This is a genomic window from Pseudomonas abietaniphila (assembly GCF_039697315.1).
Classification (GTDB): domain Bacteria; phylum Pseudomonadota; class Gammaproteobacteria; order Pseudomonadales; family Pseudomonadaceae; genus Aquipseudomonas; species Aquipseudomonas abietaniphila_B.
Map to the genome: position 1 here is coordinate 1,381,262 of NZ_CP155619.1, position 16,521 is coordinate 1,397,782.

The 16,521-nt window shown below is 60.4% G+C and carries 14 protein-coding genes; 7 read left to right on the plus strand and 7 right to left on the minus strand.

The genetic code is table 11. The features are described 5' to 3' along the window. Positions 1–31 precede the first annotated feature (31 nt). Positions 32–1,138, plus strand: a complete 1,107-nt coding sequence (locus ABDX87_RS06130; protein ID WP_346832069.1) for an alkene reductase — start codon at positions 32–34, stop codon at positions 1,136–1,138. A 194-nt stretch (positions 1,139–1,332) separates the two neighbouring features. On the opposite strand, the gene ABDX87_RS06135 is transcribed toward ABDX87_RS06130, so the two are convergent. From ABDX87_RS06135 to ABDX87_RS06145, 3 genes are all read right to left on the minus strand, one after another. Next, the gene (locus ABDX87_RS06135) at positions 1,333–1,671 is read right to left on the minus strand and encodes a DUF202 domain-containing protein (RefSeq protein ID WP_346832070.1); all 339 of its coding nucleotides are present in this window, start codon (positions 1,669–1,671) and stop codon (positions 1,333–1,335) included. Further along, on the minus strand, positions 1,668–2,072 hold the full coding sequence (locus ABDX87_RS06140) for a YidH family protein (RefSeq protein WP_346832071.1): 405 nt from the start codon (positions 2,070–2,072) through the stop codon (positions 1,668–1,670). Before ABDX87_RS06140 ends, ABDX87_RS06135 begins: the two co-directional genes overlap by 4 nt. Positions 2,073–2,268: 196 nt before the next feature. Then, on the minus strand, positions 2,269–3,594 hold the full coding sequence (locus tag ABDX87_RS06145) for an L-fuconate dehydratase (RefSeq protein ID WP_346832072.1): 1,326 nt from the start codon (positions 3,592–3,594) through the stop codon (positions 2,269–2,271). A gap of 202 nt (positions 3,595–3,796) precedes the next feature. Here ABDX87_RS06145 and ABDX87_RS06150 point away from each other — a divergent pair, with 202 nt between their 5' ends. The 4 genes from ABDX87_RS06150 (at position 3,797) to ABDX87_RS06165 (ending at position 10,082) form a co-directional block, all read left to right on the plus strand. After that, positions 3,797–4,753 (plus strand): LysR family transcriptional regulator, encoded by a 957-nt coding sequence (locus ABDX87_RS06150; protein WP_346832073.1) that lies wholly within the window; start codon positions 3,797–3,799, stop codon positions 4,751–4,753. 257 nt (positions 4,754–5,010) lie between these two features. Beyond that, positions 5,011–6,564, plus strand: a complete 1,554-nt coding sequence (locus ABDX87_RS06155; protein ID WP_346832074.1) for a UxaA family hydrolase — start codon at positions 5,011–5,013, stop codon at positions 6,562–6,564. A 96-nt stretch (positions 6,565–6,660) separates the two neighbouring features. Further along, the gene (locus ABDX87_RS06160; protein ID WP_346832075.1) at positions 6,661–7,998 is read left to right on the plus strand and encodes an MFS transporter; all 1,338 of its coding nucleotides are present in this window, start codon (positions 6,661–6,663) and stop codon (positions 7,996–7,998) included. 590 nt (positions 7,999–8,588) lie between these two features. After that, positions 8,589–10,082 (plus strand): sensor domain-containing diguanylate cyclase, encoded by a 1,494-nt coding sequence (locus ABDX87_RS06165; protein WP_346832076.1) that lies wholly within the window; start codon positions 8,589–8,591, stop codon positions 10,080–10,082. A gap of 12 nt (positions 10,083–10,094) precedes the next feature. Here the strand turns inward: ABDX87_RS06165 and ABDX87_RS06170 are convergent, their stop codons facing one another. Then, the gene (locus ABDX87_RS06170) at positions 10,095–10,877 is read right to left on the minus strand and encodes a DeoR/GlpR family DNA-binding transcription regulator (protein ID WP_346832077.1); all 783 of its coding nucleotides are present in this window, start codon (positions 10,875–10,877) and stop codon (positions 10,095–10,097) included. A gap of 107 nt (positions 10,878–10,984) precedes the next feature. Continuing rightward, positions 10,985–11,527: a GNAT family N-acetyltransferase gene (locus ABDX87_RS06175; protein WP_346832078.1), complete on the minus strand. Its 543-nt coding sequence runs from the start codon at positions 11,525–11,527 to the stop codon at positions 10,985–10,987. Between the two features lie 878 nt (positions 11,528–12,405). On the opposite strand from ABDX87_RS06175, the gene ABDX87_RS06180 reads away from it, so the two are divergent. Then, positions 12,406–13,200: an SDR family NAD(P)-dependent oxidoreductase gene (locus tag ABDX87_RS06180; RefSeq protein WP_346832079.1), complete on the plus strand. Its 795-nt coding sequence runs from the start codon at positions 12,406–12,408 to the stop codon at positions 13,198–13,200. A gap of 103 nt (positions 13,201–13,303) precedes the next feature. Here the strand turns inward: ABDX87_RS06180 and ABDX87_RS06185 are convergent, their stop codons facing one another. Together ABDX87_RS06185 and ABDX87_RS06190 are read right to left on the minus strand one after the other, a co-directional pair. Beyond that, positions 13,304–13,480: a hypothetical protein gene (locus tag ABDX87_RS06185; protein ID WP_167362059.1), complete on the minus strand. Its 177-nt coding sequence runs from the start codon at positions 13,478–13,480 to the stop codon at positions 13,304–13,306. A gap of 113 nt (positions 13,481–13,593) precedes the next feature. Next, complete coding sequence (locus ABDX87_RS06190; RefSeq protein ID WP_346832080.1) at positions 13,594–14,535, minus strand: sensor domain-containing diguanylate cyclase; 942 nt, start codon at positions 14,533–14,535, stop codon at positions 13,594–13,596. 220 nt (positions 14,536–14,755) lie between these two features. Between ABDX87_RS06190 and ABDX87_RS06195 the strand changes: the two genes are divergently transcribed. Continuing rightward, on the plus strand, positions 14,756–16,204 hold the full coding sequence (locus tag ABDX87_RS06195; protein WP_346832081.1) for a flavin-containing monooxygenase: 1,449 nt from the start codon (positions 14,756–14,758) through the stop codon (positions 16,202–16,204). The last annotated feature ends 317 nt before the right edge of the window (positions 16,205–16,521 follow it).

Sequence of the window (16,521 nt, forward strand, 5' to 3'; positions counted from 1 at the left end):
TTTTCTTTTTGCACTTGCGACCGAGGCAATCATGTCCACACTTCATTCTCCCGTTAACGTAGGCCCTTTCACGTTTGCTCACCGCGTCGTGCTGGCTCCCCTGACCCGCATGCGTGCCGAAGAAGGCGCTCGCCCGGGTCCACTGATGGCCGAGTACTACGCTCAGCGCACCTCCGAAGGCGGTTTCCTGATCGGCGAAGCCACCATCGCTGCGCCCAACGGTAATGGTTACCTCGGCGCACCGGGCCTGTTTGATGACAGCCAGATCGCGGGCTGGAAACAGGTCACCGACGCGGTACACGCTAAAGGCGGCAAGATTTTCCTGCAGCTCTACCACGCCGGTCGTCAATCCAACGTCGATGTGCAACCTGAAGGCAGCCTCCCGGTTGGCCCGTCCGAAGTGCCGCACGGCGGCGTGGCGTACACCACTGAAGGCTGGGTGCCGAACACACCCAACCGCGCACTGACCGTCGAAGAAATCGCAGACCTGGTTGAAAGCTTCCGCACCGCAGCCGAGCGTGGCGTCAAAGCCGGTTTTGATGGCGTGGAGTTGCACGGCGCCAACGGTTATCTGGTCGACCAGTTTCTGCAGGACAACAGCAACAAGCGCACCGACAGCTACGGCGGCTCGTTTGAAAACCGCACGCGCTTTTTGCTGGAAGTGACCCAGGCACTGATTTCAGTCTGGGGCAGTGAACGGGTTGCGGTGCGCATTGGCCCAAGCGGCACGTGGGGTGACATGGGCGACAGCGACCCGGAAGGCCTCTTTACTTACGTCGCGCAGCAGTTGGCACCGCTGAACCTGGCGTACCTGCACCTGATCGAGCCGCGTATTCTGGGCAACATCGAAGATGAAAATGCCGACCCGGCGCCGGTGGCGGCTCAGTTGATCCGCAAGCACTATAAAGGCGTGATCATCGCGGCGGGCGGGTTCGACGGCGAAAGCGCAGAAGCCATTCTTCAGGCGGGCGACGCCGATCTGGTTGCCTTCGGTCGCCACTTCATCGCCAACCCTGATCTGCCAGCGCGCCTGCGCCATCACCTGCCGCTGAACGCGTACGACCGCCCGACGTTCTTCGGCGGCACGGAAGTGGGTTACACCGACTATGCGTTCTATAAAGAAGAGGCGACGGCGTAAACCACCTTCCAATGGCGTTAAGGTGGTGATTGAACAATCACCACCGCTGTACACACCGAATGCGAAACAACCGGTGGGAGCGAATTCATTCGCGAGAAATCAATGTGGACGACAGCGCTTCATCGCCTGAAATAACGCCTCGCGAATGAATTCGCTCCCACCGTTTTTTCAGCGTACGACCAGGATATTTGCCATCAAGCAGACACCACCGCATAAATCCCCACCACGCTCAGCACCATCACCGTTGCGCCCAACACCACCACCTCACGCAGCGGCGCCGGGATGCGCTCGTTCTTCAGACCGCGGGCACTCTTGCGGTAGCGGGAATTAAGGGCGATCTGGATCAGCAGGCTGGCCGCCAGCGACACAATGATCGGCAGCAAGGCAACCAGACCGAAATGAGGAATCCAGCGAAGGAAGATCGTGCAGACGACGATCAGCGTCAGCAGCGTGCGCCGCCACGCCAGCAGCGTGCGTTCCGGCTGTAAACCCGGATCGTCGTGCCCCAGAGAGACCGGACCTCGGCGACTCACGACGCGCCATATATAAGGAAGACGATCAACCCCGCCGCCACCAACGCCCCACCCAGCGACAGAATCGGCACCAACACCGGCAACGGCAGCGGTTTGCGCTGACGCATCGCGCGCTCGACTTTCAGCCAACGGATGCAGGCGCTGGCGCTGACCAGCATCGCCAGCAACAGCAGCGACAATGCCACCGCGCGACGCAGGCCCGGGCTGAACACGTCGCCGGTGAACGCCTCGACGGCAATCCCGCCCGCCAGGAATGCCAGCGCCGTGCGAATCCAGGCCAAGAAGGTCCGTTCGTTTGCCAGGGTAAAACGCGGGTCGGGCTCGCAACCGCCGCCCAGCAATGACGCGGAGAGGCGATCACGGTCTGGAGCGGGAATTTTGCCAGGATCCGGAGAATTCATGTCACACCGAGGTCGGGTAGATGATCCCGATCATACCGGTCATCACCGCGAAAGGCCCGTATCGGCAGCGACATTGGTGTGTCTGTGGCCGTAACTCATTTGTAGGAGCGCGCTTGCCCGCGAAAGCCGACTTCCAGGCGATACATCTCTGTCGGACGTTCTTACGTCTTCGCGGGCAAGCGCGCTCCTACAAAGGTCATGCCTGGTGACGTTGCGCCAGATCCACCCATACCGGCCCGTTCGGGTACTCATAGCGCTCCAGCGTTTCGGCGGTCATTTCGATGCTGTAACCGGGACGTTGGGGCGGCATGTAGCGGCCACGGCGAATTACCACCGGGTCGAGAAAGTGTTCGTGCAGGTGATCGACGTACTCCAGCACGCGATTGTCCAGCGAACCTGACACCGCGATGTAGTCGAACATCGAGATGTTCTGCACGTATTCGCACAACCCCACGCCGCCGCCGTGCGGGCACACCGGCACATTGAACTTGGCAGCCATGAGCAAGACGATCAGCACCTCGTTCAGGCCACCGAGACGCGCCGCATCCAGCTGGCAGAAATCCAGAGCCTCGGCCTGGAACATCTGCTTGAACATCACGCGGTTGTGGCAATGCTCACCCGTTGCGACGCCAATGGGTTTGATGCGCTGGCGAATGGTCGCATGGCCGAGAATGTCGTCCGGGTTGGTCGGCTCCTCGATCCACCACGGTTCGAACGCCGCCAACCGACGCATGTTGCTGATCGACTCTTCGACGCTCCAGACCTGGTTGGCATCCATCATCAGCGTGCGGTCCCAGCCGAGCTCATCGCGCAGAATCGCGGCGCGACGCAGGTCTTCTTCAATGTCCGAGCCAATTTTCTGTTTGATGTGGGTCCAGCCGTCGGCGATGGCTTCGCGGGCCAGACGACGCATTTTCTCTTCGGAGTACCCCAGCCAGCCGGGCGCGGTGGTGTATCCCGGATAGCCTTCTTCAAGCAGGTGCGATTCACGTTCGGCTTTGCCGGGCACTTGCCGACGCAGCAACGCGATGGCTTCTTCCGGCGTGATCGCATCGGTGACGTAGCTGAAATCCAGGCATTTCACCAACTGCTCGGGCGTCATGTCGGTGAGCAGTTTCCAGACCGGTTTGCCTTCGACCTTCGCCCACAAATCCCAGACCGCGTTCACCAACGCTGCCGTGGCCAGGTGGATCACGCCCTTCTCCGGCCCCAGCCAGCGCAACTGGCTGTCGCCGGCGGTGACGTCGTGCCAGAACGCGCCCATGTCAGCGGTGATCTCTTCCAGGCTCAACCCGACGATACGCGGCGCCAGCGACTGGATCGCCGCCACACAGATCTCGTTGCCCCGGCCGATGGTGAACGTCAGGCCGTGCCCTTCCAGACCGTCGCGGGAATCGGTGTGCAGAACGACGTAGGCGGCCGAATAGTCCGGCGCGCTGTTCATGGCGTCGGAGCCGTCGAGGGACAGTGAGGTGGGGAAACGGATGTCGCGGATGGAGACGGAGGTGATGATCAGCGTCATGGATAGCTCTCTTGTTGTTCTGAAAGATCGATGCGTCCGTATCGCCGTCATCGCGAATGAATTCGCTCCCACAGGAGATTCGCGTTAATCCTGTGGGAGCGAATTCATTCGCGATAATCGTCGGCAGGCGATGCTGTGACTGTAGACCCATCACCGATACAGGCATAATCGCGAAATCCTAATCATCGATATCAAATCCGGTATGTCAGACCTGCCTGAAAAATTTGCCACGCTGAAGATCTCCAGCCGCCAGATCGCACTGCTCAACGCGTTGGGCGAACTGGGCAACCTGCGCAAGGCGGCGTCGGCGATTCACACGACGCAACCCGCCGCGAGTCTGTTGTTGCAGCAGCTGGAAGAGCGCCTGGGCGTGCAACTGTTCGAGCGACTGCCCAGAGGCATGCAGCCGACGCTGTTCGGGGACGTGATGATCCGTTACGCCCAGGGCGCGCTGCATGAGTTCGAGTACGCCGAAGCGCAGATCGCTGAACTGGCGCGCGGCGCGGCAGGGATGGTCCGCATCGGCACGGTGATGGGCCCAGTGCCGACCTTGCTGACCCGCGGTGTGCTGGCGTTCAAGGCTCAACACCCAAAAGTGCGGGTGGCGATCGAGGTCGGCACCAGCGACACGCTGCTGCCGGCGTTGATTCGTGGGGATTTTGACCTGGTATTGGGCCGGCTGCCGGATCAGCTGGACAGTCAGGGGCTGGACATTCAGTTGTTTGAACAGGGCGAACGCATGCGCATCATTGCTCGCCCCAGCCATCCATTCGCCAACAGGCCCGACACGGGTCTGGCAGACCTGGCGCCACTGACCTGGATCCTGCACCCGATCGACAGTCCGATGAGGCGGCAGGTGGAAAACGCGTTGAAAGCCGCGCAGTTGATCCAGCCGCTGGACATCATCGAAACCAGCTCGATCCTCGCCACAACGGCCATGCTGGAGTCGTCCGACATGATCGCCGTGGTGCCCAACGACGTGGCCGAGCACTACGCCCGCTATGGAATGATCACCATGCTGCCGGTGGAACTGCCGCTGGCCATGGCTAATCTGGGCTTGCTGACCTCGAAGGCCAGGCCGATGTCGGCGGCGGTGAAAGAGTTGTTGGGCTATCTGAAAAAGACCGACGAACTGCAGGCGCAAGGACCTTCGCCATGAAAAACGAACCGTTTTCATGTTTTTTTGATAACCACCCGTTATCGATCAATCGAAACCTTTCATTGGGAAATTATCAAAACGCTTCATAGAGTGATTCACAACGGGGGCCGGGCTGTGCCTGCGCCAGTCCGCCCAATACGAACAACAAGAACTTTGGCCGCCTGTAACGGCGTCGTTCCCTGTCCGGGAGCCGTTGTGCTGCGTCGTCGCGACTTGTCACGACGCAGACGCAGGGGGTAACCGTCCTGAGAGGCCGCATGGAACTCATCGCCAAAACGCCAGCGTTCGACAGTAGCGCCCTGGTCATCCGCCTCAACCCCCTCGACAACGTGCTGGTTGCCAGGCAAGCGCTGAGCGCAGGCACGCGCCTCGAAGAAGAAGGCATCACCGTGCTGCAGGACATACCGTCCGGGCACAAGGTGGCGACGATCCGCGTCGAACAGGGCCAGGCGCTGCGCAGGTACGGGCAGATCATCGGTTTTGCGTCGCAACCGATCGAGGCCGGTCAGCACGTGCATGTGCAGAACGTCGAGATGTCGGATTTCTCTCGCGACTACGCCTTTGGCGTAGACGTCCACGAGACGCCGAAAACCGAGGCGTTCTTTCAAGGCATCGTGCGCGCCGACGGTCGGGTCGCCACGCGTAACTACATCGGCATTCTCACGTCGGTGAACTGCTCGGCCACCGTGGCCCGGGCGATTGCCGACCAGTTTCGTCGCGACATCCATCCCGAGGCCCTCGCCGACTACCCCAACATCGACGGCGTTGTCGCACTGACCCACGGTTCAGGCTGCGCCATCGACTCCAAGGGCGAAGCCATCGATCTGCTGCGCCGCACGCTCGCGGGTTATGCCGTGCACCCTAATTTCGCTGCGGTGCTGGTGGTGGGGCTGGGCTGCGAAACCAATCAGATTCAGGACCTGCTCGACAGTCAGGGGCTCAAGGCCTCGGACCAATTGCGCGCGTTCACCATCCAGGGCACGGGTGGCACGTCGAAGACCATCGCCAGCGGCATTGAGCAGGTGAAGTCGCTGCTGCCGCAGGCCAATCAGATCAAGCGTGAAACGGTCAGCGCCCGGCACCTGATCGTCGGCCTGCAATGTGGCGGCTCGGACGGTTATTCGGGCATCACCGCCAACCCGGCACTGGGCAACGCGGTGGATCGGCTGGTCGCGGCGGGCGGCACCGCGATTTTGTCGGAAACCCCGGAAATCTATGGCGCCGAGCACTTGCTGACACGTCGGGCAGTGAGCCGCGCGGTGGGTGAAAAGCTCGTTCAGCGGATTCATTGGTGGGAAGACTACTGCAAGCGGATGAACGCCGAACTGAACAACAACCCGTCCGCCGGCAACAAGGCAGGCGGTCTGACGACCATTTTGGAGAAGTCGCTCGGCGCCGTGGCCAAAGCCGGTTCGACCAACCTGATGGGCGTCTATGAGTACGCCGAAGCGGTGCATGCGCAAGGTCTGGTGTTCATGGACACGCCGGGATACGACCCGGTTTCGGCGACGGGTCAGGTCGCAGGCGGTGCCAACCTGATTGCCTTCACCACCGGCCGTGGCTCGGCGTATGGCTGCGCGCCGACGCCGTCGATCAAGCTGGCGACCAACAACCGCGTGTTCGAATTCCAGCAGGAAGACATGGACGTCAACTGCGGCGGCATCGCCGATGGCAGCACCACGATTGAAGAACGCGGCGCGTACATCTTCCAGATGATGCTGGACATTGCTTCCGGCACACGCAGCAAAAGCGAGCAACACGGCTACGGGCAGAACGAGTTCGTGCCGTGGCAGATCGGCGCAATCACCTGATTCACGTACACCCGGGCGACACAGGGTAAAAATCCGCGGCGGCCTCGTGATCCGGGTCCGCCGCCAGCAACCTTAACAACAATAAAAAAGGTGCCTATGAAAAGCCTCAAGACCTACCAGACGATCACGATCGTCTTTCTGATGCTGTTCGGGATCGTCAATTATCTCGACCGCAGCGCCCTCTCCATCGCCAACACCACCATCCAGAAAGACATGCTGATCAGCCCTTCCGAGATGGGCATTCTGTTGTCGGCGTTTTCACTGGCCTACGCGTTCGCACAGCTGCCGATGGGCATGATCATCGACAAGCTGGGCAGCAAGATTGCGCTGGGCGGCGCGCTGTTGGTGTGGTCGGTGGCGCAAACGGCATCAGGCTTCATCAACAGCTTCAGCGGCTTCTTCGCGCTGCGGGTGTTGCTGGGGATTGGCGAGGCGCCGATGTTTCCTTCGGCGGCGAAAACCCTCAATGAATGGTTCGAAGAACACGAGCGCGGTACCCCGACAGGGATCGTCTGGTCGGCGACCTGCATCGGACCGTGCCTGGCACCACCGATCCTGACGCTGTTCATGGTCAACTTCAGCTGGCGCGGCATGTTTATCATCACCGGCGTGCTCGGCATCGTCCTGGCGCTGTGCTGGCTGATGTTCTACAAGAGTCGTGCGCAATACCTCAAGGAGCTGGAAGCACGCGGCGAACAGCCGGTCACTGCGGCACGCGAACCCGTGGTGGTCGACGCGGCGCCCCAAGGATCATTCTTCGCGGGCTGGCTCGACCTGTTCAAACATCGCAGCACCTGGGGCACCTTCCTCGGTTTCATGGGCGTGATCTACATGCTCTGGCTGCACCTGACCTGGCTGCCGGGTTACTTCCAGCGCGAGCATGGTCTTGATCCGTACTCGACGGCCTGGGTGGTGTCCTTCGCCTACGTGTTCGGCGCCATCGGCACCATCGCCGCCGGCCGGATCTGCGACCGTCTGGTGAAACGCGGCGTCGGCGTGCTCAACAGCCGCAAGTACACGGTGATTGGCGGTCTGGTGTTCGCGGCCGTGTTCACCCTGCCACTGACCTTCGTCACGAGTCTGGGCGGCTGCATCGCCCTGCTCTGCCTGGCGCTGTTCGGTATCAATCTGTCCAGCGCCACGGCGTGGATGGTGGTCAACACGGTGGTCGACACCAAGCGCGTGGCCTCACTGGGTTCGATCCAGAACTTCGGCGGCTACATCGCCGGCTCCGTGGCACCGATCGTGACGGGGTTCAGCGTGCAGTACTCCGGCACCTTCGCCACCGCATTTGCCGTCAGCGCCATCGTCGCACTGCTCTCGGCCGTGGCGTACTTCGTCCTGCTCAAGGCACCGATTCCGGTGCACACCACCCACACGGGGCAGAAGAACTGGCAGCCGAAGGTCGATGAGGTGCCAGGACGGCAGGTTTAAGGCGCGACTCGTTCTTGAACGTTGAATGAGCTGGACGGCCCCAAAAAATTGGATGGGTGTCCAACTTCTTGAGGCAGTTCAACGTGTGGGAGCAATCGGAGGTTACGACGGTCGCGAATGCGGTGTGTCAGTCGACATTGAGGCAACTGACCCACCGCGCGGGCAAGCCGCTCATCACGTGCTGTGCCATTCGATTTCCACGCAGAGCGTGGGCGGATGCATTCCCACGCGGAGCGTGCGGAACGATCATTGGCTTGAGTTCCGTGTCTGCCACAGGTCTGCGGATCAACAAAAAACCTGGGCTCCCAGAAAACTGGATGGGTGTCCCACTTCTTGGGGCAGTCCAGCGGGTCTTCACACCTCCGCCACAGTGTCTTCTGCCGAAGTCTCACCTTCGGCACACTTTTTCCTTCAAAATCCCCGACTTGTCCTACTCTCTGTGTCAGACGGTCGCTGTTGCGATACCGTGTGCCACGAATGAGGGAGCGTTCGTCACACGGTGGGTCTGAAATCGTGGGCGTCAGTGGGGGCGGGGATTGAGACAAGTAGAAGGAACGGTCTTCGACGCCAGGAACAGGCGCCTGAAGCGCATGCCTGTGTTGTGGCTGGCGGGATTCTTTACCGTGCTGGTGTGCCTTTCCATCACCAGCATCACGTTGTGGCAATTGCGTCAGACGCGCAGCCATGAACTGGATATCGCCAACACCACGGTGGCCAACCTTTCGCGTTCGATGGCGCAGCAGGCCGACGACACCTTCGATCAGGCGGACATTCCGGTGGCCGGAATCGTCGAGCGTCTCTCCTACGACGGCTTTGGCGCCGCCACCAGTTCGCGCATGCACGAATACCTGCGCGCCACCGCCGCCGGCGTCGAGCAAATTCAGGGCCTGTTCATCTACGACAAGGACGGCAATTGGGCCGCTACCTCGCTGAGTCATGCGCCGCCAAACGCCAATAACGCCGACCGCGAATATTTCCAGTTCCATAAAGCCATCGACAGCAATCTGCCGCACATCGGCCAGGCCATTCGCAGCCGCACCACCAACGACTGGATCATACCGGTCTCGCGACGGGTCAACGACTCCGAAGGTCGTTTCGCTGGCGTGGTACTGGCAACCATAGAGCTTGCGTATTTCGATCGTTTCTTCGACCGCTTCGACATTGGCAAGCGAGGGGTGATTACCTTGACGATGGCCGACGGCACCGTCCTGGCGCGTCGTCCGACCATGGAAAACGTGCGCGGCGCCTCCATCGCCGACGGTGAACTGTTTCGCAAATACCTCAAGGAACACTACGAAGGCACGGCGACGGTGCAGTCGATCCTCGACCACGAAATCCGGCTGTACGGCTACAAACGTCTGGACCGCTACCCGCTGGTGGTCCTGGCGGGCCTGTCCGAATACGAGGTGCTCGACGAGTGGCGCCAGTACGCATGGCGCTCGCTGGCAATCATCGTGTGCGTGGTGGTCGCCAACCTGCTGTTCGGTGTGCTGCTGTTTCAGCAGATTCGTTACGGGCTGAACGCTGAATCTCAACTCAGAATCGCCAGTCACTCACTGGAAAAACTGGCCTTGCAAGACAGCCTCACCGGGCTTGCGAATCGGCGTCACTTCCATGAAATCCTCGGGCTCGAGTTCTCCAAAGGCCAGCCCAACCTGCACCCGTTGAGCCTGATCATGATCGATATCGACTTCTTCAAGAGCTACAACGACAACTACGGGCACGTCGCGGGCGACAAATGCATCGTCGCCGTAGCCGAGTGCATCCGCGGCAACCTCAACCGGACAGGCGACCTGGCCGTGCGCTACGGCGGAGAAGAGATGGCTGTGTTCCTGCCGTACAGTGAAGCGCCAGGCGCCTTTCTGCTTGCGGAGAAAATTCGTCAGGCGGTGCTGACACGCGCCATCGAACACCAGGGCAACCCGAGCGGCATCGTCAGCATCAGCCTGGGCGTCTACGGCTGTCAGGCGCAGGAATGCTCCACCATGGAAACCTTCGTGGAACGTGCGGACGCCGCGCTGTACGTCGCCAAGCATGAAGGACGCAACCGAACCGAAATCTGGCAAGGCACGACGACGATTTAGCGCAAATGCCGGTCAGGCACCCGGCTGCGCGTTGACGATCTGCGCGACCTTGCCGCGAAACAGTTCCAGCCGGTCCGTCGGCGCATCGTGCTCGACCACCAAGGCGCCCACTTCCTCGCACGGCGCGACCTGATAGTGGGCGATGCTCGACAGTTTCTCGTTGATCACCGCCACCACCACCTGCCCGCTGCGCGCCACCACTGCTCGCTTGAACTCGGCGACGTCCATGTCGAACGCCGTCACGCCCTTGACGGCGTCCAGCGCGCAAGCGCCCAGGAAACACAGGTCGAAATTGAAGTGGGTCAACTGCTGAATCGTCGTGAAGCCGTACGTGCTTCCCGCAATCGGGCTAAGGCGACCGCCCAGCAGAATCACTTCCACCGACGGCAACTTCATCAGCTCAACGGCCAGCACAGGTGAATTGGTAGTCACGGTCAGCGCCATCTGCGGATCGATGGCTCTCACAATCGCCAGATTGGTCGAGCCGCCGTCGATGAACACATGTTGCCCGGCGCTGATCAGCCCCGCCGCCGCCACGCCCAGCGTGCGTTTGCGGTTGGGTTCCTGCTCGATGCGCGCAGTCAGCGGCCCGTCCGACGCCAGCGAAATCGCCCCGCCATACACCCGCTTGCACAACCTCGCTGCGGCCAGCGCGCCAAGGTCACGGCGAATCGAATGCTCGGACACATTGAACTCAGCCGCCAGATCGGCGGCAATCACCCGACCGTGCACGGCCAGACGCTCCGTGATCAGACGCTGACGCTCGCCAGGAAAGGCTTCGGGGTTGGCAGACATAAAAGACCTCGACAACATGCTGAACCGATCATAAACGAGCAGGATCATGCGGTTGCGGCGGCGAAAAAGTCAAACAGGCCTACAGGACATCAGGGGCGAGACCTCTGTCAGCCATTGAGAAGCACCTTGCGATAGAGAAGGTTCTCATGGGCCTCGCCCTGAAACTCATACATCGGCGATCCGATGTGGGCATAACCCTGCCGAGGATAGAACTGCAACGCGCGCTCATTCCCCACCCAAACGGTCGCCCACAGCATGGAAGCGCCCTGTGAAGCGGCTTCCGTTTCTCCCCGACGCAACAACTGCCAGCCAATCCCGAAGCCCGTGAAGCGTTCCTGCACGTACAGACGCTTCAGTTCGGCTGCCTGAGGATCACCGATCATGGGATGGGAGGTGTGAGTGGTCAGGTGAGCAAAGCCGACCAAATGATCGTTGACCTCGGCGACAATGAACGTGGTGTCGGCACGAGCGATCAACGCTGAGATGGCGGTGACAGAAAACGATTCGAGCACCTCGCGCGCAATGGCATCACGAATACCGTCGGTGGCATAGGTGTCGAGAAAAACCTGCATGCCCAAGACGGCGATACACAGCGCATCGGCCGTCGTGGCGCTGCGAAACGTGACGTCGAGTGTTTTCCGGTCACCCATTGCAGTGCGTCCTTGAAGAAAGCTGAAGTTTCGATATTGAGTACGGCCGTAGCCCGGCAGTTTAAGAGCAGAGCCTTCTGGCGAACAGGGTGGATATGTCGCGTCGTATCGAAGATTGCAGACGCTGCCTGATCGTTTCGCACGCTCCGCGTGGGGATGCATCTGCGGACGCTCTGTGTCGAAATCGAATGACGCAGCGCTTCATGGGCGGCTTGATCACGCGGAGGGTCAGTTGCCTCAATGTCGACCGACGCTCCGCATTCGCGACCGTTGATCGTTCCTCACGCTCCGCGTGGGAATCTGCCGACGCTCTGCGTCGAAATCGAATGGCGCAGCACGTGATGAGCGGTTTTACCCTGCAGTGGGTCAGTTGCACCAATGTCGCTGACATAAAGCATTCGCGGCCGTCGTAACCTCCGACTGCTCCCACACGTTGAACTGCCCCCAAGAAGTGGGACGGCCATCCAATTTTGGGGGGCAGTCCAGGTTGTGTGTTGATCCGCAGAATCGTGACGAGCCCGAACACCGAGGGACTGAGGGACTGAGCTTGCTCACGAATGCCTTGTTGATCGTTCCACACGCTCCGCGTGGGAATGCATCCGCCGACGCTCTGCGTCGAAATCGAATGAAGCAGCGCGTCATGAGCGGCTTGCCTGCGCGGTGACTCAGCTGCGTCAATGTCGCTGACAGACAGCATTCGCGACAGTCGTAACCTCCGATTGCTCCCACAGGTTGGACTGCGCCCCTAGAAGTGGGGCACCCATCCAATTTTCGGGGCAGTCCAGGTTTCGTGTTGATCCGCAGACCTGGGGCAGACACGGAACCCAAGCCGATTCCAGCACTCCATCTTTCTTTCGACCATAACGGAGACATCCGACATGAAAATCGATCTGACCGGTAAAACCGCTCTCGTAACGGGTTCCACGCTGGGCATCGGGTATGCGATTGCCAAAGGCCTGGCTGAAGCGGGGGCTGAGGTGATCGTCAATGGTCGTAAGCAGGAGGCGGTCGACGCCGCAGTAGCTCGGCTGAAGCAGGATGTCCCCGGCGCGACACTGCGGGGTGTGGCGACTGACGTCGGCACCGCTGCTGGCTGTGAAGCGTTGGTCAAGACGGTGCCGCAGGTGGACATCCTGATCAACAACGTCGGGATCTACGGCCCGCAGGATTTCTTCGAAACGCCGGATGACGTCTGGCAGCGCTTCTTCGACGTCAACGTCATGTCGGGTGTGCGGCTGTCCCGCGCCTATGCGGACGACATGGCCAAGCGCGGCTGGGGACGCATTGTCTTCATCTCGTCCGAATCGGCCCTGAATATCCCGGCCGACATGATCCATTACGGTTTCACCAAGACGTCCAACCTGTCGATCTCGCGCGGTCTGGCCAAACGCATGGCCGGCACTGGCGTGACGGTAAACGCCGTGCTACCGGGTCCGACCCTGTCCGAAGGGGTGGCGGACATGCTCCAGGAGGAAGTCAAGAAAACCGGCAAGTCGCTGGAAGAAGCCGGCGCGGCGTTTGTCATGGAACATCGCCCCAGCTCGATCATTCAGCGCGCGGCCACCATCGACGAAGTGGCGAACATGGTGGTCTACGTGTCATCGAAACAGGCGTCGGCGACCACCGGCGCGGCACTGCGCGTGGACGGCGGCGTGGTCGACACGATCGCGTGATGCGTTCGGGGAGGGGTTGCAAGAAAGGACGGAGAATGTGACGCGGGAGACCAGAGGCGCACGACAGTGACACCTCTGGTCTTTCTCGGCGGTATCAAGGTGTCTATTCCTCCTCTTCTTCCTCGTCGTCCACCAACGTGAACCAGGGTTTCAGTTCGCTCAGCTCGAAATTGTCTGACTCCGCTCTGGCCCTCCCGATCCGGGGAAAGTCAGTAGGTTTAAATGACACGGACGAGTCGAAGATCTCCGCGCTCGCCAATACAACGGATTTGTCAGCCATGTTTGAGCCTCCCTGTCCAAAGATGCGCGTAAGAACGCTGGGAAACTATAGACCAGCTTTGTGAACCGCTCGTCGATTCACGACCCGCTGGTCATGAAGTGAAAGCTCTCCCCTCAGAACTCAGCGTATTCCGCACGCATGCGCCCGTTGCGTTTGACGTGGTACAGCAGGCCATCCACTTTTTCGATGAACGAAACAACGTTTTCCCCAGCCGAGGGAACCAGGGTGCCGACGCCCAGACTGAGCGTCAGCAGCGGAGACACTTCTGACTTTTCATGGGGAATCTGCTGCTGACGAACCAGCTGCATGCACTTCTCCGCCACCCTGCGTGCCTGCTCCTGCGTGGTCTCGGGCAGCAGCCAGACGAACTCTTCGCCACCGATACGGGCGATAAAATCACGCGGGTTATTAGCGGCCTGCGACAACGTCTTCGCGACCGTGCGCAACGCCTCATCGCCCTTGATGTGGCCGTAGTGGTCGTTGTACTGCTTGAAGTAGTCGATATCCATCATGATCAGCGACATTGACTTCCCGGTTTCCTGAGCACTGGTCCACTCACGCTCAAGCACGGTATCGAACATCCGCCGGTTGGCAATGCCCGTCAGGCCGTCCTGATAGGAAAACGCCTCCAGTTGTTTCTGCAGGCGCACCAGATGCTCTTCTGTCTTTTTGCGCTCGCTGATGTCGAACATGAAGCCGACCAACGCCTCGACTTCGCCGTTCTTGCGGACAACGTGCACCACGTCGCGGATCCAGACGTATTCGCCGTCCTTGGTCAACGCGCGGTAATCGGCTTCGTGATCGACACCGGCCTCGGATTGCGACACGCAAAAGTTGACCACGTAATCCCGATCATCCGGGTGCATGCGCTCGACCCAGTCATTGATGCCGACCCAACTGCCCTGCTCCCAGCCCAGCAATTGTTCGATCTGCGGACCGATGTAGCTGAACGTCATGCTCTGCCAGTCGATCCGCCACGGGATGGCCTTTGTCGATTCAAGCAGGGTTCTGTAGACATCGCTGTCAGTGCCTGAGGGCAGAGATTCGTCACTCATGGTCGACCGGTTTCCAGAGAACAAGAAGGTGGCGACATCATGTTGCCACCATCCATGCCGCGCAAGCGGGGACCGTGCAGCGGATCGTGTTTCCAGACGGTCGGTGAAGCAGGCTGTGATGGCTTGGCTCATGCCGCGAGCAAGACACGCGCACCCTTTAGAGAGGCGCACGCTACGCTGCTACAAAGATGAACAGGCAAACAACGAGAAGAGGCGGGCCGTGCAGACATTCAGGGTGCTCATCATTGGCAGCGGGTTTGGCGGTCAATGCGCAGCAATCAACCTGCTCCAAGCCGGAATCACCGACTTCCGTCTGCTGGAACGACGCGATTTCTTCGGGGGGACCTGGTGCCAGAACACATACCCCGGTGCAGCAGTGGATGTCCCCTCGCCGCTCTATTCGCTGTCGTCAGCGCCTTACCCGTGGACGCAGATGTACGCCGAACAGGACGAGTTGCATCGCTATACCCGGCACGTCGTCGACAGCTTCGGGCTGGAGGAAAAGATCGAACTGGGCGCCGATGTCCAGTCGATGTCCTGGGATGACGCGTCGCGGCAGTGGGTGGTTCAAACCGCGAAAGGCGTGTTTCAGGGTCAGTTCGTGATCAACGCGTCCGGCCCCTTGAGCCAGCCGAAACTCCCCTCGTTCGAGGGAATGCACCTGTTCGAGGGTAAAAGCTTTCACAGTAATCGCTGGGAACACGATTTCGATTACCGACGGAAACGGGTGGCGATTGTCGGGAACGGCGCGAGTGCGGCGCAGATCATTCCAGCGATCGCACCGCAGGTCTCGCACTTGCACGTCTTTCAACGGACCGCGCACTGGGTGCTGCCCAGGCCCGATCACCGGTTCAAATCCTTTGAGAGCAGACTGCTCAGGTGGCCGCTGTTCTACCGACTGTTGCGCAGCCTGATCTACCTGAAGCTGGAGAGCCGCTTCATCGGTTTAAAGTATTCAAAAGCAGGGATCGCCGTGTTTGAGCGGATGGCCCGACGTCACCTTGAGCGGCAGGTCAAAGACCCCGAGCTGCGCCGCCAGTTAACTCCCGACTTCACCTTGGGCTGCAAACGCGTGGTGCTGTCCAGCGAGTTATACCCCACGCTGTGCCGGGACAATGTGACCCTGCACACGGAAGGCATCGAGCGTCTCGACGCGTCCGGGATCGTGACGTCGCAAGGCCAACCTGTCGACGTGGACCTGATCGTCTGGGCCACGGGTTTCAATGCCACAGACGACGCCATCCCTTACCCCGTCATCGGTCAGAACGGCAGATCGTTAAACGATGCCTGGCAGCCGTTCCCCCGCGCCTATCTGGGCACCAGCGTGCCGGGCTTTCCCAACCTGTTCGTGCTCGCAGGGCCGAATACCGGCAGCGGTCATACCTCGGCGCTGTTCATGCTCGAAGCACAGATGCGTTACGTGATGGCCTGCATCAACGCCGTCAACGATCAAGGCATGCGAAGCGTCGAGGTGCGCGAAGAAGCCGAAGCCGCGTACACCTCCCGCGTGCACCGCGAGATGACCAAGACCGTCTGGTCATGGGGAGGATGCCGCAGCTGGTATCAGAACAGCAGCGGCAAAGTGGTGGCGATGTTTCCGGGGTTCAGTTGCAGTTTCTATTGGCTGACCCGAAAGATGAAACGCAACGATCACCGCTTGCGCAAGTGAGATGTTCGACTCGTCACCTGCAGGAGAAGTCCGAGATTACGAGGGCAGAGAATGCGGAGTGTCATGCGGCTTCAATGTTGTTGATCCATCGCATTCGTCAGCAAGCTAACTCCCACAGTATCCGCGTCGTCCCCGAGTCTTTGGAACGACGCGCACCCTGTAGGAGCAATCGGAGGTTACGACGGTCGCGAACGCGGTGTGTCATGCGGCTTCAATGTTGTTGACCCATCGCATTCGTCAGAAGCTAACTCCCACAGTATCAGCGTCGTCCCCGAGTCTTTGGAACGACGCGGACCCTGTAGGAGCAATCGGAGGTT

Coding starts and splice junctions, on each gene's coding strand:
- ABDX87_RS06130 (WP_346832069.1), top strand. CDS start 32: ATGTCCACACTTCATTCTCCCGTTAACGTAGGCCCTTTCACGTTTGCT.
- ABDX87_RS06140 (WP_346832071.1), bottom strand. CDS start 2,072: ATGAATTCTCCGGATCCTGGCAAAATTCCCGCTCCAGACCGTGATCGC.
- ABDX87_RS06145 (WP_346832072.1), bottom strand. CDS start 3,594: ATGACGCTGATCATCACCTCCGTCTCCATCCGCGACATCCGTTTCCCC.
- ABDX87_RS06150 (WP_346832073.1), top strand. CDS start 3,797: ATGTCAGACCTGCCTGAAAAATTTGCCACGCTGAAGATCTCCAGCCGC.
- ABDX87_RS06155 (WP_346832074.1), top strand. CDS start 5,011: ATGGAACTCATCGCCAAAACGCCAGCGTTCGACAGTAGCGCCCTGGTC.
- ABDX87_RS06160 (WP_346832075.1), top strand. CDS start 6,661: ATGAAAAGCCTCAAGACCTACCAGACGATCACGATCGTCTTTCTGATG.
- ABDX87_RS06165 (WP_346832076.1), top strand. CDS start 8,589: ATGCCTGTGTTGTGGCTGGCGGGATTCTTTACCGTGCTGGTGTGCCTT.
- ABDX87_RS06170 (WP_346832077.1), bottom strand. CDS start 10,877: ATGTCTGCCAACCCCGAAGCCTTTCCTGGCGAGCGTCAGCGTCTGATC.
- ABDX87_RS06175 (WP_346832078.1), bottom strand. CDS start 11,527: ATGGGTGACCGGAAAACACTCGACGTCACGTTTCGCAGCGCCACGACG.
- ABDX87_RS06180 (WP_346832079.1), top strand. CDS start 12,406: ATGAAAATCGATCTGACCGGTAAAACCGCTCTCGTAACGGGTTCCACG.
- ABDX87_RS06185 (WP_167362059.1), bottom strand. CDS start 13,480: ATGGCTGACAAATCCGTTGTATTGGCGAGCGCGGAGATCTTCGACTCG.
- ABDX87_RS06190 (WP_346832080.1), bottom strand. CDS start 14,535: ATGAGTGACGAATCTCTGCCCTCAGGCACTGACAGCGATGTCTACAGA.